This is a genomic window from Flavobacterium sp. NG2, from assembly GCF_034119845.1.
Lineage (GTDB): Bacteria > Bacteroidota > Bacteroidia > Flavobacteriales > Flavobacteriaceae > Flavobacterium.
Map to the genome: position 1 here is coordinate 3481661 of NZ_CP139420.1, position 23194 is coordinate 3504854.

Sequence of the window (23194 nt, forward strand, 5' to 3'; positions counted from 1 at the left end):
ATCGTTTTTATTTATTGTGTTTTAAAATCAAATATAGGGGAAGTAGAACGATTGTTTTTAGCATCAATGGTTATCACTTTCCAATAATAAATTGTTTTAGGCGTTACATTTAGATTTGTAATTGATTTATTGGTTGTTGTCGTATGTAAAAGAGTTGGAGGATTTGTAGTTCCAAAATAGACCTCATATTTTGAGATATCGTTATCAATATCCGTCGTATTCCATTGTAGCGTTACAGGATTTGATGAAACAGTACTTCCCATTAGTGGACTTACAACATCCGCGGGAAAAGGGGCATAATTACTAATCCCTTCCCCTGCATTGTAAAATTTCCAAGTTTCAGAGCTAGCTGTTACTGTGGTATTATTTGATTTTGAAATTACTTTCCAAGAATAAGGTACGCCTCTTATTAAAGTAAATGTAGCTGCAGGAGTACTTACTTCTTTCTCAGTTACAACTTTGGTATTCAAATTAGTCACCACAACAGTGTATTTATCGGTATGGTTTGAAGCTTTCCACTGGAAATCCACCTTGTTCTCTGTAGTTGAAACAAGGGTTCCTGTATTGCATTCCGTATCTTTCAAAGGAGATGTTAATAGAGCAGCAACAGGGCTCGGACTCGTTTCAGCTGTGTCCTTACTACAACTTATAGATAGGAAAAGCATTGATAACATAATGATTTTTAAAAAATGATTCATTGCTTTATAATTTTTAATTGTTTGATTTTGGCTGAATAGTTAATCGTGAAAAAGTAAATTCCCTCGGATAAATTTGCCATTGGAATTACAATGCTATTTTCTGTAGCTTGAAATGACTTTTCGATAATACGCTGAGCTGATGATGAAACTAAACTATACGAAATTGGCTTACCTATAAAATCACCTTCTATTTTTAACTCGTTTGTTACTGGATTTGTATAATAAATTTGACTGGTGGAAACTAAAATTTTATCCTCGTAAATACCTTGACATTCCGCTTCGGTTTTTACTGTCAAATCGTTAAGGCCTTCTTTTAATGTTAAGGTAATTTGAGATTGGTTTGTTTTAAAACTTTCGCCATTTAAATCAATTTTATAGGAGTCAGAACCTGAAAGCGTTAAGGTGATTTCGTTGTTGATTGTATTTTTCTTGGTCAAAACCGCTAAGTCACTAGGTTCTGTAATGACAACCGTAAAATATTGTTTATAATTAGCATCGGCAGTTGTAGTGATATAAAGCGTATAAGTTCCCGCAGCTAAATTATCAAATTGGGTACTAGTTGAAAACGTTTTAAATTGCGTGGTACCTTCTAACGTTACGGTGTAATTCAAGTTTTCCTTGGCAGTAATAAGGATACTTCCATTGTTACTGTTTCTACAACTTTCCCCTATTGTTTGAATTTTAAAATTATCATTTGGTAATCCAAAATAAGCACATCCGGTACTGTTTACTTTAGTTCCCACAGGTGTATTAGGACACAAATCAAGCGCATCTTCTATTCCGTCCTTGTCAGCATCGTTTATACAATCTTCTCCTGGTACACCGTAGCATCCCATTCCTGTTGGGCCGTATTTAGGATTCCAATTGGTACCTGCTACCCAATTATCACCAAACTCATAAGCACCTGCATCTGGACTAACACCTGCGTAGCCATCAGTAATTCCTGGTATTATTTTTCCTTTGTCAATTGGCGAAGCATTCGCTTTTAATCTAAAGTCTCCCAACGCACTGTTTTCAAAAACGGTTGTTGTAACCACCAAATTATTTTGTTTATCCGATTGCGGCTCCCAACTATCACTACTGCCTAAATTGTTCCAAACATTCACATTCGAAAATGCGGTTCCTTCTTTATGCCAAGCACCCATGACCGTACTGCCATTCCATAAGGTATTATTAAAAATATTGATGTCTTTTCCGTTCCAGTTGATTTGAATACTTGACCATTCAGTATTCCATACCACATTGTGGTGTACTGAAAAACTTTCGGCATCATTGTCAAGGTAAATTCCAGCTGCTTTATATTTTGTGCCTGTTGAAGCAGCATCATGAAACCAGTTATGATGTATTTCAGTTCCTAATTGTTTGCCCACGGTATAAAACAAACCACAATCGTCAGCGATAAGATTACTTTTAGAAACATCATTATAAGCAAATTCACAATATTGACCAAAATATTGAATGGCATCACGTCCTCCATTAAAAATCGAATTATTTTTAAAGGTATTGTAGTTGCCTCCTCTAGCCATCAAGGGCGCATCATAAGACCCCAAATAGTTAAAATCATGGATGCGAGTGTTGGTTACTTTGTTATAAGTTCCTGCAATTTGAATCCCTGAAGCAGCACCAAAACCAATATCGCATTTATCAACCAAATTATTTGTTCCTTCAATAAAAACGGCAGGTTTATTAGCTGAAAATCCTGAAAAAACCCCTAAGGTATGATTGCAATACAAAGCCGTTACTCCATAGAGTGTATTGTTTGTTGTAGTGGTTCCTTTTATCTCGATTCGTCCGCCAAAGACCGCTAGATTTTTAATTTCGATGTATTTCTTACCATTTAAATTTACCGTCAAATTGCGACGTTTCATTTTGACCACACCATCTGCAGGAACTACTCCAGCAGGAAATTGCAAAAACAGTTCCTTAGTCGTTTCATTAAAATACCATTCATTTTGATAATCCAAAGCACCTTTGACCCCTTCAAGGTAAAAGTCCCCTAAATCTGCTGGGGCATGTGCCGTTCTAATCCAAGTGGGATTTTTATTAAGTTCAAAATTGACTCTACCCGATGAACTACTGGTGATAGTTTCTTTCCAAGCCAACCAACCCGAACCTGCTTTGTCTCCATAAAAATAAAGTGTACCTCCTGTCCAATCAATAGCTGGTATTTGATTCGAAAGTAAATACGCACCCGTAGCTACATCACTACCGCTTCCCCCCGTATTACGAAGGGTATTGAGTGCAAATGGATTTTTATCTATTTTGTTAGGCCAGCGAGCTAAATCACAAGCAGTTGCTCCGTTCATTACAAAATTATCCTGACCCAATGATGCAAATGGTATCGTTGTTTTATAGACATTTCCACTATCTAAAGTCCAACCCGAAAGTGCCTGCATCGCACTGATAATCACTTTGTCGCCAGGATAGGACTGAAATACTATCGGATTTCCAGCTGTTCCAGAATTGGTTGGCGTTAGTGTTTCTTCATAAGTCCCTTGTTTTATATAAACGACATCACCCGCAACAGCCACAGTAGCTGCTTTAGAAATAGTCAAATACGGACTGGCCTCGGTTCCTGCATTAGAATCATTTCCGTTTTTGGCAACATAGATATTTTTAGCTGATGTAGTCATTACCAAAAATAAATAGAGGACGGTTATCGTTTTTTTCAAAGTAAAATTCATCTCAATAGCATTGTTTATAATTTGGTTTATTGGTAGTTTAAATGGTAAACAAATTTAAATCAAGAGCAAATGATTTACTTGAACAAATGATTTAGAGAATAACACGAATGGTTTTTATAAAAAAGAAAAAAGAAAAAGCCTTGGGTTTAATAGTAAACCTAAGGCTTTATGAGTTTCGAAAAAAGGAGTCCTTTTTTTACTGCATTATAACTTTTTGAATTTAGATGGAAAATTCACAATAGGTTCAATACGCATATTTTTATAAAAAACTTCTGCCGCTTCTGATTGTAATTGAATTTTTCCTTTGTCTAAAGAAATGGTTTTTCCTCCCACATCATAACGAGCATTATTAACCCGATTGACTACATGACCATTTACCAAATGAATACTTTGGTTGCCTAAACAGTATATTTCCAGTGTATTCCATGCTCCATTTGGGTTTTCATACAGGGCAGATTTAGCAACTCTACCTGATTTAAAACCAGGAGCATATTTTATGGGAACATTATTTTCGCTGGGATTATAAATAAATGTAGATTTTCCGTTAGTTTGTATTTTTTCAGTAGCAGGAACATCTCCGTAAACCTGTCCTAAGGCTATAAAGTCACCACAATCTTGCTCTTGTACTTGGTATTCTAAACTGTGCATCCAGACTTTCCAAAACGTACCATGAGGCCCTTTGGCATGATAGAGAATACCACTATCTTTTTTGTCTTTTAAACGAGGTTCCCATTGTTTGTCTCCCCATTTAAATTGTACACTTAAATGGTAGTTTCCATATTCATTTTTAGTGGTTAAACCGCCGTAAATTTCGCCAGTAATATGAAGTATATTATCTCCGTTTTCTTTATGGACTGAAAAAACTTTTTTAGGATCATTGTTTAAGCCCATGGGTTTGCCAGTTTGTACATTAGTTGATTTTTCAAAATCAATGTCCACTGTAGGATGAACCGCCCCCATCCAAACATCCCATTTTGATAAATTAGCATCCAATAAATTTTCGCCCCCTTTTGCTATTTCAACTTCCGTTTCTCCTAATGACCAACGAATTCCTTCTTGAAGGTGTTTCAAAAAATTAACATCACTGTAAGATTCATCAGTATGCCCCATTGCCGTATAAAAAACACGACCACCTTCATATATATGATACCACGAAATGGGATGATGGCTCCCCATGCGCTCTCCTTGATAACTGTTTTCATCAATAGATAAAATCACATTAACATGCTTTGCTACCGGTTTTTTAAAATTATACCATTCGTCAAACTTCTCAAAAGAAGCTGGATAATGTGAAGTTGCTGGATGTGGATTACTGGTATCTACATTCAAAACCGCTTTTTGTTGTTTTGGGTGCGACTTGAATTGTGCTCCGACCATTTCAGCATAAAAAGGCCATTCGTACTCAGTATCTGATGCAGCGTGTACTCCTACATAACTTCCCCCCTTATGCATGTATTCTTCAAAGGCCAATTCTTGACTTCGGTTTAGAACGTCACCAGTGGTATTCAAAAACAGGACTAAATTGAAATCAGATAATGTTTCTTTATTGAAGAGTGTCGCATCTTCTGTAAAAGTCATTTTCCAATGTTGCTGGTCTCCCATTTTTTGAAGTGCTAAAATCCCTTTTGGAATTGATGTATGTCTAAAGCCTGAAGTTTTAGAAAAAACCAATATATTTTTCGCCGTTTTTATTTCAGCTGAAGCAGTTGTGGAATTCGTTTTACAGCTATACGTAATGATAAGTATAAAACTAGTCACTATAGCTAGCCCGTTTTTTTTGAATAGTTTAAACATTATTTATAATTTAAAGTTGATTTTAGTATAAGGTGATGCTCCTAAATCCAAACTTCTTTGTGAAGGAAGCGAACTTCCCAAATATAAAGTATAAACTCCTTTTCTAGCAACCGATTTGCCCTCTTTATCAATTTGATTGAAACTGGTTTTGTTTAAATTAAAGATGAGTTGTTTGGTTTCACCTGATTTTAAGAACTCCCTTTTGAATGCTTTTAAATCGTAAATAGGATCTCCTTTTCCTGCCAAAGGCGAACTGATATACAATTGAATTACTTCCTCTGCACCTGTTTTTCCAGTATTGGTAACCTCCACTGTAATCGAAAAATCTTTATTTATTTTTAGATTTTTATAATCGAATGTGGTGTAACTCAAACCAAAACCAAAAGGATACAAAGGTTCTTCTGTCATGTACTTATAAGTGCGACCCGCCATAGTATAATCGTCAAAAGCTGGCAATTGATTTTCAGATTTAGGAAAAGTAATGGGCAGTTTTCCCGAAGGAGCAACATCACCAAAAAGAACATCTGCCACCGCATTCCCACCTTCTTCTCCTGGATACCAAACAAATAAAATAGCATCAGCAATATCGTGAATTTCAGGAATAGCAATCGGACTTCCACCTGTTAAAACAACAACCAACGGTTTTTTGCTTCCTTTTTTTAATTTCTTCAAATAATCAATTTGGTTTTGAGGGAGACTGAGCGTTTTCTTATCTCCTTTGTCTTTTGAAGCAATAGCTTCGCCTTCTTCACCTTCAAGCAAGCCTGAAATTCCCATTACGGCAATACACACATCAGAACTTTTAGCCTCTCCTGTTGACCAATCAATTGGGTTGTTGTTATTTGAAAAAGGTAAAATCCCCGATTTGTAATTAATACTAGTCCCGGGGCTGACTTTGCCCACAATACCATCCAAAATGGTTTGGGTACTGCTACTCACGCCATAATAATTCCCTAATAAAACCTCTTCACTTGCCGCATGAGGTCCCACTACATAAACTGTTCGAGTGTCTTTTTTGATAGGGAGTACATGGTTGCTATTCTTTAATAAAACTATAGATTTTTGAGCTGCTTCACGGGCGAGTTTTCTATGCGCTTCCGAATCGACTACCGTAGCTTTGATGTTATCGTATGGATTGGTGCCAATGGGGTCAAACATTCCTAATTTGAAACGAGTAGCCAAGCCTTCTTTTAAACGAATATCAATCAACTCTTGGGTAATTAAGCCTTGATTTAAAGCACTTTTAAGTACTTTGTAAACATTTCCACAATTGATATTGGTTCCGTTGATTAAGGCCAAAGCAGCTGATTCTTCGGGTGTTTTAGTGATTTTATGAAACTGATGAAAATCTTGGATTGCCCCGCAGTCGGAAACAATATAGCCTTTGAAGCTCCAATCTTTTTTCAAAATTTGCTGCAACAAATACGGGCTACCCGAGCAAGCTTCGCCCAAAGTACGGTTATAAGCTCCCATCACCCCTTCCACTTTGGCCTCTTGAACCAAAGCTTTAAAAGCAGGCAAATAGGTCTCAAACAAATCTTTTTTGGACACAACTGCATTAAATTCGTGTCTAAATTCTTCAGGACCAGAATGTACCGCATAGTGCTTCGCACAGGCCGCTACTTTCATGTATTTAGGGTCATTGCCTTGTAATCCTTTTACAAACGCCACCCCAATACGACTTGTTAAATACGGGTCTTCACCATAGGTTTCTTGACCACGCCCCCAACGTGGGTCTCTAAAGATATTTACGTTTGGTGACCAAAAAGTCAAACCTGCATACCGACTGCGATTGTCTAATTTGATGGCTTCATTGTATTTGGCTCTAGCCTCATCAGAAATAGCAGTAGCTACACGTTGAATTAAATCATCATCAAATGTAGCTCCTAAACCTATTGCTTGCGGAAAAACAGTGGCTCTACCATTTCTCGCAACCCCATGCAACGCTTCGTTCCACCAGTTGTATTCTGGAATATTCAAACGGGGAATAGCAGGACATACATCAAGCATTTGTGAAACTTTTTCTTCTAAGGTCATTTCTTTAACCAAAGCGTCGATGCGTTCTTGATGAGATAAACTAGGATTTTCCCATTTGAATTTGGTATCCGTTTTTAATTGCGCCCAAGAACTACTTACTGCCAGGACAGTGGTGAACAATAAGGCTTTGGTTAAGGAGGTGGTTTTGGTTTTCATGGTTACTAGTATTTTATTTTAACGACGAAAGCACATTGATAAAAATGTGCTTTCATGAGAATTAAAATTCTGAATATTATAAAGTAATTGCAATCGTATAAGCAAAATCTCCTGGTTTAGAAGATGGCATTTTTACTTGTAATCCTTTGTCTGTTTGATTCCATTGGATTTTTTCTTTGCTACCCAATACACTAATTTTTTTGATTTTTAAATCTTTAGCATACGGATTGTTTTTTGCCAATGTTTCAATGTTTACATTTCCATCCGCTGGCCAGTCTAGGACAATGGCGTATAATTTGTTTCCTTTTTGTGTAAAACGAATGTCTTTGGATGACAATCCTTTATTATTCCCTTCAGAATGGTGTCCTTTTTTAACTTCTGTTGGTCCTTCTCCAAAAGTTTTCCAATAGTGTGTATCATATACTGCTTCACCATTCATTTCCAACCAACTTCCTATTTGAAGTAAAATATCCTTTTGATCTTGTGGAATTGTTCCGTCTGATTTAGGTCCTACATTCAATAATAAACAACCGTTTTTACTGATGATATCTACTAAATCATCTACAATTTCATTAGCTGTTTTTGACTGCCAATTCGAAACATAACTCCAAGAGTTTTTTCCAATAGAAGTATCCGTTTGCCAAGGTAATTTTCGAATACCAGGTAACTTCCCTCTTTCTAAATCATAGATTACTGTTCCTTCTGGAAAGGCTTCATGACTAAAGTTTTTATCTTGTAAAACTACTTCTTTCCCCCATTCAATTCCTTTGTTGTAATAGTAGGCCGCTAATTTTGGTCTTTGGTCAGCAAAATCTGGAATATCTAGCATAAAATCAAACCATAAAATATCCGGTTGGTACACATCGATAATTTCTTTGGTACGTCTCCACCAAAGGTCTTTGAATTCCGCCGATGTAGGTTCGTTGATATTTTTCCCTTTTTTAGAGTACAAATCAGAAAACTGAGGGTCAGTGGTATCAAACTTATCTTTCTTATTATAATACGACCAGTTGAAAGCAAAGTGAGAAGAACATCCCATAATCATGCCTTTTTCTCTACCCGCTTTAAATAACTCACCTAAAATATCTCTTTTAGGTCCCATGTCAACGGCATTCCATCTGGTAACAGTCGATTTGTACATCGCAAATCCGTCATGATGTTCCGCAACAGGAATCACATATTTGGCTCCTGATTTTTTGAATAAATCAATCCATTCGTTAGCATTGAATTTTTCTCCTTTGAACATTGGGATAAAATCTTTGTAACCAAACTTTTTTAAGTCACCATACTTCTCAATATGATGTAAGTATTCTTTAGCAGGACCTTTGGTATCTGGTTTCAATTGAGCCGAAAACTTAATGGAATCCATATACATATTACGTGGATACCATTCTGAACCAAATTCAGGTACAGAGTATGCCCCCCAGTGAATAAAGATTCCAAATTTAGTTTTGTTAAACCATGCTGGATCTTTGTAATTTGCCTTAATGGACTCCCAATTGGCTTCAAATTTTGGTTTCCCTGATACAGCAATTGACGTCTTAGCACTATTTTGTGATTTGCATGACAAAAATAGTAACGAACATACAAATGGAATCAATACGTTTGATTTTTTCAATTTCATTGTATAATGTATTAATGATGTTATTTTACTTGACAAAATTCGGTAGAACTGTTTTTTTAGAGGGCTACGTATGTCTAAAATGGTATCTTAAATGATTATTGTCTAGTTTTTGTCAGTTTTTTTTAGTGATTAATCTTGAAATCAGGATAGCATCTGCTTTATTTGCCCACGGAGAAATTTGTTTTTCTTTACCCGTTACAGTTTCCTCAGGAGTGAATTCCCCAGTAATAACATTCATCCACTGTAATGTTCTCGCTCCATGCTCTGGTTTCAAATGCCAGGTGTTGATTCCGAAATTTTCTTTGTTGACATATAATAAAGTGGTTCCATCATCATCCGTTAGGCAATAACCGCTACCATTTTTATTAGGAGTTGGTTTTAGTTTGGTAAAATCAACTGTAGTGAATAATTTTTGCATGTGCTTGAAATAATCAAAATGAGGTTTGATAAAATCAGATGCTTGTTCAAACGGATTGTAAATAATCGCATTCCAAGACGCTCCTTGCCAATAATAAGTAGTGTAAACACCCGCAAAAAGACACATATAATTGCGACGCAAACAATGTTCGGCATTGACATAATCACCAGTGAAAACCACATAAGGTGATTCTTCATAACCTCCATGTTCGATATTAAAAACTGGTTTTTTGAATTTGTTTTTGGCTTCTAACATTTTGTTATAAATATTATCAGACCAGTCTTGAGTGGAGATAAAATCAACGTTCTCTGGATATTTGGTACAAAATTTAAAATCATGGACAGATAACAAACGATGAAATTGATCCGCTTTGCGAGCTCTTTCGATTCGGTCGTTGATGTATTTTTCATCGGCTCTGCCATAAAACAAGGCTTCTTTGGAAATATCCCACACGATATTTGGAAAGGCTTGGTAACGTTTGATTACATAATCAAAATACATATTATCAGCCTCTGTATCCATATCAGGCCAAGCTACTAACTTGTTCCAAACATAAATCATCAGGTGTGAAGCGATGCGTTTGTCGTGCATTAAACTAATGGTGCGGTCCAGTTTTTTGAAAAATTCAGGATTTAATGCACTAAAATCTGGTTTTTTATTATTCCCTAAAAAAGGAAAAATATCTTGAGGCGCTCCAAATTCATGTTCAGGATGTAATTTTAATTTAGGATCTTTTTTCCAACTCACATCATACGAAAACACATTCATCACCACTTGGTTGAATCCATTTTCTTGGATTAAATTCAACAAATGGTCTGATTTAGGTAATCCCTTATCGTTATGATAATCCAAAGCGTACAACCAGTCACACTCAAAAGCTAACAGAAAATAAGGCGTGCCATCTTCATAAAAAAAGTGTTGTGGTTTTTCTTTATTTATAACAATAGCGCCATGGTTGTCAGCTTTGTTCTTGGTGACAGAAACCTTTCCTTTTTTATTTGCTAATGCTTTATCGTCGCCGAAAGTTATGTAACTCCATTCTCCTTCAAGCGAACTTGAAAAACGAATTACCCATTCGTTATTTCCATTATAAAAACCTGGCACTTGTTGTTTTTGCCCATTTTTATGAGTGAAAATAGCGCCAAATTCTGCCGTAAAGGGTTGTTTTAGCTGTGTTTTTGTAGTGATATTGATATCAATTACCTCCCATTTTGGAACCGTATAGGTTTTGTTGGGTTTGTAATTTTCGATACGAGTTTGACTATTGCTTTGCAAAGAAAACAGTAGCAAAGCAATAAAAGCTATTTTAAAAAATGGTTTCATATTGGTAGAAATTAATCGTTCCAGTGAGCATCAATTACTTTTTGAATGTGCGGAAATTTAGCTCCGTCTTCTTCGTTGAGTTCTTTTCTTTTTGTTACGAGTTGTTTTTTCAAATCGGCAATGATATTTTTATAAGCGGGGTCCCTATACGCATTGTTCATCTCCTGAGGGTCTTTGCTTAAATCATAAAACTCCCAAGCCGCTGGTGTATCGAACGTAAAACGATTTCCCCAACTTTTTTTGTTCCAATCGGCATTTGGGTCTTGGGTATCTACCCAATATTTACCATAGAAAAAGATTAATTTGTATTTTTTTGTTCGAATACCAAAATGAGCTGGGTTCGCATGGGCATGTGCCATATGCATCCAATACCTGTAATAAGTGGATTGTTGCCATCCTTTTGGTTCTTTTCCTGTTTCTAATACTTTTTTGAAACTATGACCTTGCATTTGTTTTGGGGCTTTCCCGCCTGCTAACTCAATGATGGTTGGTGCAAAGTCGGTATTGTTGATAATGGCATCCGTACGAAGACCTGCTTTGATTTTCTCTGGAAAACGAACGAAAAATGGCATACGCATAGACTCTTCATACATCCATCGTTTGTCGATATAATCATGTTCTCCTAGCATAAATCCTTGGTCACCTGTGTAAATGATTATCGTATTATCATACAACCCTTCTTTTTTCAAAAAAGCGACTAATCGGGCAACATTGTCATCCACTCCTTTTACACAACGCAAATAACGCTTTAAATATTCTTGATAAGTGGCATGCGTATAGTCTCTACCAGACATATCATCACGAATTTTCTTGGCTGGGTCAAAATTTGGATCTGAGTTTTTTACCGAGTTTTTATCCCACAGCATCATCCCTTGACTACGAATAGTATTTCTTTTAGACACTGAGGAACCAATGTCATGAATCAACGCATCGTTTACTCCACGAGTTCCTATGGAGCCATTGTTTTTATTATCATACAAACTAGCAGGTTCGGGAATTTCAACATTCTCTAAATAATCTTTGTAGCGTGGAGCATACTCAAAATTATCATGAGGCGCTTTGTAATGATGAAATAAAACGAAAGGCTTGTTTTTATCTCTTTTGTTTTTTAACCAATTGATAGAAATATCGGTAATCACATCGGTACTATGCCCTTGGTATTGTTTGCCTAGTTGTTTGGCTGCATCCGGTTTGGCGTAAGGCATTTCTGTTTCGGTCAAATACGGATCAAAATAAGAACCTTGGCCTCCATGTTGTGTCAATACATTGTAGTAATCAAAATTAGGTTGTGCTTCCAAATGCCATTTTCCAATAAGTGCCGTTTGATAGCCTAATTTTTTCAATTCGATAGGCAAATATTGTCTTTCCATTGGTAATTCGCCCTCAAGGTCAAGTACTCCATTAGCCTGACTGTATTGGCCTGAAAGGATTGAAGCACGACTAGGAGTACAAATCGAATTGTTTACAAAACAATTATCAAAGATGATTCCTTCTTTTGCAATTTTATCTAAGGTGGGTGTAGGATTCAATTTAGCCAAGCGACTGCCGTAAATACCAAATGCCTGTGAGGTATGGTCATCAGACATGATGTAAATAATATTTGGTTTTTGGGCTTTTTTATTGCTTTTTTGAGCCACTAAACTCGTAGATGCAATCAAAGCAAGGGTAAATGAAGTAATTGTTTTGAAATTCATTATATCTATAATTTTTAATGGAATAAAATTCGGAAAATTATACCATAAGGATTACCACAAATGGTTTTATTAAGAGAATAAAAGGCTTGAAATTAAAGAAACGCTTCCATAAAACTGTTTTTATACAAAACTAGACGATATCTAGTTCGAGAATAGCTCATATTAACTAAAATCTAGATTTATTAATACTATCAATGTTTATTCTAAAACTAAACTACTATAGACTGAAAGTCCATAGATTTGGTTATCATATTAAAAGTCTGTATATGAAAACGCTATAATTAGCCACAGATTATAAAGATTAGCACAGATTAATCTTATGATTCTTTATAATCTGTGGCAAAAAATTTTAGAAGTTAAAGCGAAATGTACTAAAGTTCATAGTTTCAACTATTTTTGAAACCAATAAAAAAACCACTTGGTAACTCCCAAGTGGCTCTAAAAATAAAAACTATTTAAGTTATGGTCTTACTTCTTTCTCAACTATATAAATATCATCGATATAAACAGTAACATTAGTTGTTCGAGGAGTATTGGCTAATATTCTTATGAATAAAGTAGATAGCGAAACATCTGTAAAGGTTGCGTCTTTTTGTTGTGTTTCCCACACATCTGTTGGACGTGGAGCTCTTACAGTACTAAAAAATTGATTGGTATAACTATTAAAAGCAATTCCTGTTTGAGCAGGAGCTTCTACACCTGTAGCCCCTGATACGATGTACGATTTATATCTAAAAATATAGGTTTTACCAGGTTTTAAAACTACTCCAGGATTTATAGGAGCTGAAATTTCTGCTTTTGCTTTACCTGGTGTTAAAACCAATTTTAAACTAGTAGTACCACTAGCTGCCTTTTCAGTTGTAAAACTGAAGCTACCATCACTTGTTCCTGTAGGCGTAAATGTAGCAGTACCACTTTCAAAACCACCAAATTCATCGCCTATTAAGTTTACATCATGCATTTTAACTGTTTTATCTGTAAATGCTCCTGGAACTCTTTCATCTACCGACTTCAAAGTACTTGTTCCATCATAGGAAACAGTAATAACATCAGGTCTGTAGATTTTATCAACTAATACAAGATCTAAGCTCGTTCCAGTAGAAGCTAGGCTAACTGATTTAATTGGAAATACAATACCATTAACTTTTACAGTAAAATGTGATTTAGGGTCCGTTATGAAAGGCTCAAACTCTCCATTAAAAGGGATGCGAATTGTTTCATTTTCTTGCTCAGCAATTGTCCCTGTTAATACAAAAGGTTTTGTGGATTGAATCACTCTAAAAGTTGCTGGAATTTGATAGGTATCACTATCTCCTGGAATTTCATTCCCAGATCTATTAACTGTAAAAGTTCCTTTAAAATCACCCAATTTATTAAAGGTAATAGTAGAAACAACTGATGAACCTGTAGCAGTACCAATTTTCCATGAACGAGCTGTAGGCTCTCCTTGTGTAGTTAAATCCGTAAATTCTAATTTATCTCCAGCTTCAATTGTAATAACATCTGTTGGGTTTTCGTGAGAAACCACTACTCCATTTTGTTTTATTTGCATCAAAGGCACAATAGTATCATATACTTTTACATTAAAAGTAGTATCAATAACCCATTCATTTCCTACTCTTTTTGAGCTAAAGGTTTTCTTTACTGGAATAGTAACACCACCTGAATAGGTATTTACAACATATCTATAAGCAACGGAATCTTTAAACGTATTATAAAGTCGGACTTTTTGCTCCCCAGGATTAGCAAATAGCACATGGATTGTTTTATCTGTCGTTTCCGTTGTGCCAGGGTTAGTTATGTATTTATTATATTTTGTTTCTTTTAAAGGAATAGGTCCTTTTAAGAAAAAATTTCCTTCTTCAATAGTCCATTTATGACTCGTTTCACCTTGTGATAAATCAGAAAAAGACATATACTTAAATCTACCTACAACCATTGTTGTTGATCTAAACGCACTAGTGTACCAACCCACATCAGATATGGAATCAGGCGCTTCGTAAGTATCACTTGAACAGCCAGCAAAAAAGCCCACTGTTAGTAAACAAATTATTTTGATTAAATTTTTCATTTTATATTTTTTTTTAAATTAAAACTTACAAAATTAAAGACCACTGTTAGAAGCTAATTCAGTATTAGGTAGTGGCCAATAAGAATGAACAGCGGGATTAAAGTTTACCGCAGTATTTCCAAATTCACTAAAATTAGGATCAATAGGCGTAGTTGGACTTTCGCTAGCATTATGTAAGACTGAAGTCCAACGCGTTACATTTGCTCCTGTTGAATTTTTAAAGGTATAATGAGTAGCATAATATCTTCTAGTAGCTAGTTCTTGAAAACGTGTTTTAGCAATCCCCCAACGTCTCATATCAATAGTTCTTATCGCATGGCCTTCGAATGCTAATTCTAATGGTCTTTCTACATACATTAAGTGATTCATTAAAGTTTGAGCAGTATAAGTGATATCATTATGGTCATTTGAAGGAAATTCACCAGAGCCAATAGGTCCCAATAATTGAACTGCTGAACGTCTTCTTACTTTATTGATGTATAATAAAGCTTCCTCTACTCCTGCATTATTGGTTCCTCCTGCAATTAAAGCTTCGGCATACATTAAATATACATCAGCCAATCGAAGTACTCGATAATTAATACCAGAGCGGTAAAAAGAAGATGCTACTAGTTTTTCATTAGAAACAATATCCCAGTTTGAATATTTTCTAAAATATGCCGTTTCATTTGAATTAAATATAGTTGCTTCACCAGCCGTAGGACGTTGATAATACGGCGTAAACTCATCATCAACTAGGGCTAATGATTGCGAAGCTCTTAGACTGTACTTTCTTACTTTAGTAGTACCGTCTGCTGCTACAGCAACATTTCGTGGGTCAGTAACATCAGGTTTTTCATTTTTATATTCCATAACCAACCAAGATGATGGTAATAAGGATCTAAATCCTCCTACAGGTGCAGGCGTCATTAATGAACCCAATGAATTAGAAACTTGTTGCGCATCATTTACTCCAATTCCGCTTTTAAAATCAACTGAATAATTGATTTCTAAAATAGACTCCGAGTTGTGTTCATCTCTTGTTGTAAAATTACTTCCTATATCTGCAGTCAAAGTATATCCAAAATCAGTAATTACTTTTTTTAATAATTCAGTAGCCTTTGGATAATTTTTTTCATAAAGATAACTTTGCCCTAACAAAGCAGTAACAGCTCCAGCTGTCATTCTTCCTTTGTTTGTTGCAGTCCATGTTTTAGGTAAAAGTGGTAAAGCAAACTCAAAATCCTTTATATAAAAATCTTTAATCGTTTCTGCAGGACTCAAAGGTTGTTGGAAGTCTTTACCTGCAAGTGGAACGAAATCAAAAAGTGGTACTGAACCATTATTAAAGGAAGTATATAAATAAAAATAAAACAATCCTCTAAGTGCTCTTGCTTCAGCGTTATACAGTTTCGCATTTGCAATATCAGCTTCTCTAGTTAAGGTTGGAGCAATTCTTTCATAAGCTTTTATTACTTGATTAGCTCTAAAGATTCCAGTGTACAAAGCAGCCCACTTTAGGTTAGGTGCACTTGCTGAATTATTAAAGGTTTGTAAATAATAAACATTGTCTGTTGTTGGTCTTCCAAAACCTGGCCATGATATATCACTACGATAAGTTTCTTCTCGAAGTAACATAATGTCCTGATCTTTAAACGCATTATAAACTGCTACAAGTCCAAATGATAAATCATTGGCATCTCTCCAAAAAGTATCGGTAGTAGTTTCATTTGGATTTTTTTGATCCAAAAAATCATTGCTACATCCAGCAATTAGTATAGCTAGGGCTAAAATTACCGTTATTTTAGTATTAATTATTTTTTTCATTTTTTTAAAGTTTAAATGTTAAACCATTCTGTTAACTAACTTATAAGTTAAAAATCTAATTGTAAACCTGCTCTTAATTGAGAAGTTATAGGATAATTTCCTCGGTCGATACCTCTTGTACTTAATCCATTATTCCCCACTTCAGGGTCAAATCCAGAATATTTGGTCAACGTAATAATGTTTTGAGCAGCAAGATAGACTCTTAATTTTGATACCGTCATTTTTTTAAGTAATGATTTAGGTAAAGAATAGCCCACTGCAATATTTTTCAATCTAGCAAATGTGCCATCTTCTAACCAATAATCAGTATATCCTCTAAAGTTGATATAATCACGACCTCTATTAGTCGGGATATTAGTATCTGTGTTTTGCGGGCTCCAAGCAAATACTAAATCCTTATGGGTTTCATATTTATACCCAGCTGCTTTACTACCATTAATCACTTCAGCACCAAAGGATCCATACCATTGCATTGAAAAATCGAAATTTTTATAATAAGCATTAAAGTTCCAACCTAATTCAAAATCTGGTGTTCCACTTCCTGCATATTGTCTATCCGTTCTTGAATCGATAACTCCATCGCCTTTGTCTGGAATTCCATCTCCATTTGTATCCACTGTGAGATTATCAACTAATCTTAAATCTCCCAAATTTGCACCAATACCAGGGAATTCAGCATTGTAAGCATCTAATTCTGCTTGTGTTTTTATAATTCCATTAGTCTTAATTAAGAAAAACGAACCTGCTTCATGACCTAATGCAATGGCCGAAACTAAATCTTCATTAGGTACCCCTTGTACCACAACACTATTTGCTAAATAAGAAATGGTTACTCCGTCATTTAACTTCGTAATTCTGTTTTGATTTCTAGAATAAGTAAGTGCAGTGTTCCAATTGAAGTTTTTCCCTTTTGATTTATAATTTAAAGCATACTCAATACCAATATTCCTCATGTCTCCAATGTTTTGAACGATAGTTCCATTATCTCCATTGTTTGCAGCTCCACCTGTAGAATTAGGTAAAAGTACAGGTAAAAGCAGGTCTTTTTTATTGGTTTCATAAAGGTCTGTGGTCAAAGTAAGTCTGTTCTTAAGAAAAGCAAGATCAAATCCAATATTTTTTTGAATAGAGGTTTCCCATTTTACATCAGGATTTCCAAAACCCGTTTGTGTCGCTCCATTTACTAATACATTTGAAGAACCACCTCCTAAAACATAATCTTGTTGAAGTGTAATAGTATTAGCATAAGAGTAATCAGCGATTCCTTGGTTACCTGTGGTACCATAACTCGCTCTCATTTTAAAACTATTGGCTATATCCTTATAAGGTTTCCAAAAGTCTTCATCAGAGATATTCCATCCCATCGACACAGATGGAAAGGTTTGAAATCTGTTCGCACTTCCAAATCTTGATGAGCCATCTCGTCTTGCACTTAAACTTAACAAGTATTTCCCTTTGTAATTGTATTGCAATCTTGCTAATGCTCCAGTCAATGTGTTAGTCTTGTCATTAGCTCCTGAACTAATTAATCGGTCTTCGGATATTGCGCCATCAAGTACAGTAACGTCATTATTAAATAAATCAAACTTCTCTGCTGAAAAAGATTGAAATTTATATTCCTCTGCTGAGTACACCCCTAATAAATTGAAATTATGTTTTCCAAATGATTTTTTGTAAGTAATGATGTTTTCAATTGAGTAATTACTAGCACTACTGGTGTAATTATAAACTCCAGTACGTATTTGAGAAGGGATAGAATTCCCATCCACATCAAAAAGTTTAAAACTTGGATTAATTCTAATTCTGTTGTTGTTAGTATATCCAATACCTGTTCTTGATGTTAATTTTAAATTTTTTGTTAATTCAAAATCAATAGTCATATTTCCAGTAAAGTTGGTCCCTTTATTGTTGTCCTTTCTATTGATATATGCATTTAGAGTGGTGGTTGTATTTTGATCTGATATTTGTTGTGTTGCGTCTTCAATTACGGGAGCACCTGGAATTAAATCGGCTTGATAAGGATGATAGGTATAAAGACTCGTTAATAATTGTCCCGTTGAAAACTGTCTATTATCTACTCTAGCTCCAAATCCGGTGGTTACGGTCCACTTTCCGCTACTTAATTGTGAGTTTGCTCTAATATTAAAACGGTCATAACCCGAGTTGATTACTGATCCTTCTTGATTAAAAAAAGTTCCTACTACACTATAAGTAGCTCCTTTTGCTCCTCCAGAAACATTTAAAGAGTGGTTTTGAATAGGAGCATTGTCTATTAATAACCTTTTAGACAAGTCGGTATCATTAGTAAATTGTGAAACATTTTGTTCTAATGGAGTAAATGAATTATTAAAAGTAGTACCGTTTAAAGTTTGTAATTTCATTAAACGGATATACAAATCTTCTTCAAAATTAGCTTTAGGAATTTCAGAGTAGATATTTTGTACTCCATAATAACTATCTAATTTAATTTTCATTTTACCTTCTTTTCCTTTTTTGGTGGTAATTAAAATAACACCTCCAGAACCACGAGTTCCATAAATGGCTGCTGATGCGGCATCTTTTAACACATCAATAGTTTCAATTTCGTTATTACTCAAATTAGGATTCCCATCTTGAGGTATTCCATCTACGATATACAATGGTCCATTAAAACCTGTAATCGAATTAAGTCCTCTAATAGAAATATTAGATTCGGCTCCTGGTTCTCCTGAACTTGCTGTTACATTTACTCCTGTAATTTGCCCTTGTAATGCCTGTCCTAAATCAGAAGTGGAGTTCTTAATCAAATCCTCAGCCTGAATTTGTCCTACTGAGCCTGTTACTTCTTTCTTTTTCTGAGTACCATAACCAATTACGACAACGTCTTTAAGATTAGTTACATCAGAATCCAAGACAACATTAATTTGTTTTTTTCCTGCTACTTTAATTTCTTTTTTTCCATAGCCTAAAAAACTAAAAACTAAGACATCAGTATCTTTAGCTTTTATTTGATAAACACCATCAAAATTTGTTATGGTTCCAGTTGTCGTCCCTTTAACAAGTACACTTACACCAGGTAAAACTCCACCTTCATCAGATACTTTTCCTGTTATTGTTTGTGCCGTTTGCCCGTGCGTTACATCAAAGCAGGATAATAACAGAAGTGTTATTAAATGAACTTTGAGTTTCCAATTAATTAATAGTTTGAATTTCATACTTTGGTTGTTTAAATTTAGAATACAAAGGTTTCGTAAAAGATATATATAACTAGTAACATATGTTTTTATAAATGTAACAAATGGACAAAATGTTAATAGAAGTTAAAATTATACTAAGATTTTCTATAATATCACATTTTTTCATTCATACTCAATTTTTTTTTTGCACAAAAAAAAGAGCCCGATAGAATATCGAGCTCTTTGTAGCAATTAAAATTATTTTTAACTATGGTCTAACTTCTTTTTCGACAATTTTCATATCATCGATATATAAAGTCACATTTGTTAATTTATTATTATCCAACAAACGTAAGTATAAACCAGTTAATGTGCTCGCAGGTATTTCACCCGTCACGGTAAACCATTCACCTTTTGGCTTATCAGCTAAATTTACCCATAATTGTGCCCATGCAGGAATATAAAATAATCCCATACTCTTCCCAACGATATCCGATTCTGGAGTAATGAACATTTTCCAAGTAACCACATAATTGGCTCCTGTTTTATTCACAATAGCTGGGAAATTAGTTCCACCAGCAGGTAATGTAGAAACTGATGATTCTTTAAGTCCTGTAGTTAATGATAATTTTGCACTGTAATTTCCTGTAAAAGGCTTTTCAGTAGATATAACAGCAGGTGCATCACTTGACGAATATTTTTTCCAAGCAACACCACCATCTTCAAATCCTGCAAGACCTGGAGTACCTAGTAAATTAACATCGTGCATTGCCACTTTAATATCAGTAAAAGGCTGTAATACTCTATCATCTGTTGATTTTAATGACGTTCCATTGTATGAAATCGTAATTACATCAGGACGATATATTTTTTGAGTAAGTTTAAGATCCAGAAATGTTTTATCTGTTGCGTTCAAAGTAACAGATGCAATAGCAGCAGTTGAACCATTTAATTTTACCGTAAAACTTGCTTTAGGATCTGAGAAAGTTGCAAATTCTCCAGCAAAAGGAATCTGGATGGTTTCATTTTCTAATTCTTTAATAGTACCCGAAAGAACAAATGGTTTAGTTGAGGGAATTACTTTTATAGGACGACTAATTGCAACCGTTTTTGAAGCACTTGGAATATTTTGACCAGAGCGTGTTACATTTAGACTAGCTGAAAAAACACCTAATTTTTTAAAAATAATGTCGGCTTCTGCACTAGTACTAGATGCGACTACAGTTATTGGTGCCGCCACTGACTTGATAGACCATACTCTACCTGTTGGTTCACCTTGAGTTGTTAGATCTGAAAAATGTAATTTGTCTCCTGCTTCCACATAAATGGTATCTTTATTTTTAAGATTGAGCGTAACATCATTTTGCTTCACTTCAAATTTAGGAGAAATAGTATCATATACTTTTACCATAAAAGTAGTATCAATTACCCATCTATTTTCGGCAATTTTCACAGACCCCTTGAAGTAGTTTACATTAGCATTATTTCCTCTAAAAGTAACAGAGTCTTTAAACACATTGTAAAGTCTTACTTTACTCCATCCCGCTTTATTAAATTGTAAGATGACAGTTAAGTCTTTTGTAATAGTATCTCCTTTTTTAATTACTGTATAAGTAGTATCTTTCACTTTAATAGGCCCTTGAAGAAAGTTAACCCCTTTTTCAATCTGCCAAGAATGTTCAATTGCACCTTGTGACAAATCAGTGAAAGACATGTATTTGTTTAACGCAACATTCAACGTTTTTATAGTTCCAGCACTATTATAAAAGCCAACATCACTTAATGAATTTGGCGCCTCGTATTCAGTCTGACACCCGAAAAAGATGCCAGATAATACTAGTCCGATTATGATTAATTTATTTTTCATCGTAATTATATTTTAAATTCTAGTTTGTTTTTAATACGCTCCTTGAAAGATTAATTTACAATATTTTCGTATAATCTAGGATTGGTTAAGATCTCACCGTTTGGTAGAGGGAAATATGCATGAGCAGCTTCATTATAATTTTTAGCTGCCTCTTGAAATTCATTCCAAGCCGGATTGGCTAATGGATCAGTTGGAGTAACTTCTGTCACAATCGATTGCCATCTTGTCACATTGTTTCCTGTAATTTCATCTTTTACAACAAAATGTTGTGCATAATATCTACGAGCAGCTAATTCTTGAAAACGTTGTTTTTTTACACCCCATCTTCTCAAGTCAACGTTTCTTTCACAACCGTAACCTTCAGCAGATAATTCCAATGGATACTCTTTGTATCTTAAATGTTTTTTCAAGGTTTCAGCAGTATAACTTACATTGTCATGGTCATTAGTAGGGAATTCTCCTGTTCCCACAAGCCCTAATAATTGCAAGCCAGAACGTCTTCTTACTTTGTTGATTTGAACTAATGCTTCATCTATTTGTCCCATTTCAATTAAACATTCAGCATATTGTAAATGAATACCACCTAATCTTATCAATCTCTCGTTTACACCAGAACGAACCTTCCCAGGAGATAGAATATTTTCACCTCTTGTTAAATCCCAATTGGTATGTTTTCTCCAAAAACAAGTCATGTTCACATTGAAGTTTGCCGCTTGTCCAGTTTCAGCTCTTAAGTAATAAGGCATATCAATATCATCAACAAGTGCCACAGACCAAGAAGTTCTTTGACTGAATTTTCTAAGACGCTTATTACCAGTTGTTTTATCAATAGTATAATTACGCTCATCCTGTGTGTCCATAGGATCATTACGATACTCTTTAATCAACCAGTTGGCAGCAACAGCACCAAAGTAAGTTCCTGAAACCCCTGTAAATTGTAGTTGCAATCCAGCAGTACTTGCTACATCTCTCCAGTCATAATTATTATAATTATCTGTATAACCAGTTGCATATGAAATTTCAAGAATTGATTCATCATTTAATTCGTCCATGGTTGTAAAATTACTTCCAATATTAGGCATTAACTTATATCCATAATTCTCAATAACTCTTTTAAAATAAGGAGCTGCTACATCAAATTTATTTTCATATAAATAAGTTTGACCAATCAAAGCCTCTGCAGCTCCTGCTGTTACTCTACCTTTGTCTTTTCCTGTCCAAGTTGGAGGTAAATTTTTAACCGCATACTGCAAGTCTGCTAAAAAGAAATTCTTAACGGTTTCAGCGGTTTGAAGTGGTTTGTAAAAATCAGCTTCATTAACTGGAACATCTTCAAAAATTGGTAATTTCCCTTCGTTAAATGAATGGTACAAATTAAAATAATGAAAACCTCTTAAGAAACGTGCTTGGGCTAATATCTTATTAGCCAATTCTATATCCGCAGCTACTGTTAAAGTAGGAATAATTTTTTCTGCAGCTAGAATCACTTGATTGGCTCTAAAAATAGTCGTATAATTAGCAGCCCATTTATTATTAATAGGTGTTTCTGCATTGGTAAAAATTTGCAAGTAATAAGGATTCGTGTTACTAGGTCTCTGAAATCCATTTGCCCAAGCTAAATCAGTACGAGCTAGCTCTTGAATAAGTGCATGGTTTTGAGAAGAAGAAAAAGCTTTATATACTGCTGTTAAACCAGTTTGCAAATCTTTAGTATCTCTCCAAAAATTATCTGTTGAAATCAAGTTTGGATTGGTTTCAGTCAACCAGTCTTTTTGGCAACTAGTTACTGTTAGGATTATTGCCAATGCTATTAAAAGTTTGGCATACATATATTTTTTCATTTTTTTCATTTTTAAGTTGGTTCGTT

At 34.8% G+C, this 23194-nt stretch carries 12 protein-coding genes; all 12 read right to left on the reverse strand.

The features are described from left to right. Positions 1-11: 11 nt before the first annotated feature. Positions 12-698: a hypothetical protein gene (locus SLW70_RS14190; RefSeq protein WP_320889260.1), complete on the reverse strand. Its 687-nt coding sequence runs from the start codon at positions 696-698 to the stop codon at positions 12-14. After that, entirely contained in the window at positions 695-3331 is a 2637-nt protein-coding gene (locus SLW70_RS14195; protein ID WP_320889261.1) for a right-handed parallel beta-helix repeat-containing protein, read from the reverse strand. Before SLW70_RS14195 ends, SLW70_RS14190 begins: the two co-directional genes overlap by 4 nt. Positions 3332-3586: 255 nt before the next feature. Then, positions 3587-5176, reverse strand: a complete 1590-nt coding sequence (locus tag SLW70_RS14200; protein ID WP_320889263.1) for a ThuA domain-containing protein — start codon at positions 5174-5176, stop codon at positions 3587-3589. A gap of 3 nt (positions 5177-5179) precedes the next feature. Further along, entirely contained in the window at positions 5180-7369 is a 2190-nt protein-coding gene (locus SLW70_RS14205) for a glycoside hydrolase family 3 C-terminal domain-containing protein (RefSeq protein ID WP_320889264.1), read from the reverse strand. Between the two features lie 76 nt (positions 7370-7445). After that, positions 7446-8993, reverse strand: a complete 1548-nt coding sequence (locus SLW70_RS14210; RefSeq protein WP_320889265.1) for an alpha-L-fucosidase — start codon at positions 8991-8993, stop codon at positions 7446-7448. Positions 8994-9105: 112 nt separating this feature from the next. Continuing rightward, the gene (locus tag SLW70_RS14215; RefSeq protein WP_320889266.1) at positions 9106-10734 is read right to left on the reverse strand and encodes a DUF5060 domain-containing protein; all 1629 of its coding nucleotides are present in this window, start codon (positions 10732-10734) and stop codon (positions 9106-9108) included. A gap of 11 nt (positions 10735-10745) precedes the next feature. After that, positions 10746-12428, reverse strand: a complete 1683-nt coding sequence (locus SLW70_RS14220; RefSeq protein WP_320889267.1) for a sulfatase — start codon at positions 12426-12428, stop codon at positions 10746-10748. Between the two features lie 460 nt (positions 12429-12888). Further along, a complete protein-coding gene (locus SLW70_RS14225; RefSeq protein WP_320889268.1) occupies positions 12889-14499 on the reverse strand; it encodes a hypothetical protein in 1611 nt (536 codons plus the stop codon). Between the two features lie 33 nt (positions 14500-14532). After that, the gene (locus tag SLW70_RS14230; RefSeq protein WP_320889270.1) at positions 14533-16305 is read right to left on the reverse strand and encodes a RagB/SusD family nutrient uptake outer membrane protein; all 1773 of its coding nucleotides are present in this window, start codon (positions 16303-16305) and stop codon (positions 14533-14535) included. A gap of 47 nt (positions 16306-16352) precedes the next feature. Then, on the reverse strand, positions 16353-19499 hold the full coding sequence (locus SLW70_RS14235; protein WP_320889271.1) for a TonB-dependent receptor: 3147 nt from the start codon (positions 19497-19499) through the stop codon (positions 16353-16355). A gap of 229 nt (positions 19500-19728) precedes the next feature. Continuing rightward, positions 19729-21327 carry a hypothetical protein gene (locus SLW70_RS14240; protein WP_320889272.1) on the reverse strand — a complete coding sequence of 533 codons (1599 nt, stop codon included), beginning with the start codon at positions 21325-21327 and terminating at the stop codon, positions 19729-19731. A gap of 50 nt (positions 21328-21377) precedes the next feature. Further along, the gene (locus SLW70_RS14245) at positions 21378-23168 is read right to left on the reverse strand and encodes a RagB/SusD family nutrient uptake outer membrane protein (RefSeq protein ID WP_320889274.1); all 1791 of its coding nucleotides are present in this window, start codon (positions 23166-23168) and stop codon (positions 21378-21380) included. Positions 23169-23194: the final 26 nt, after the last annotated feature.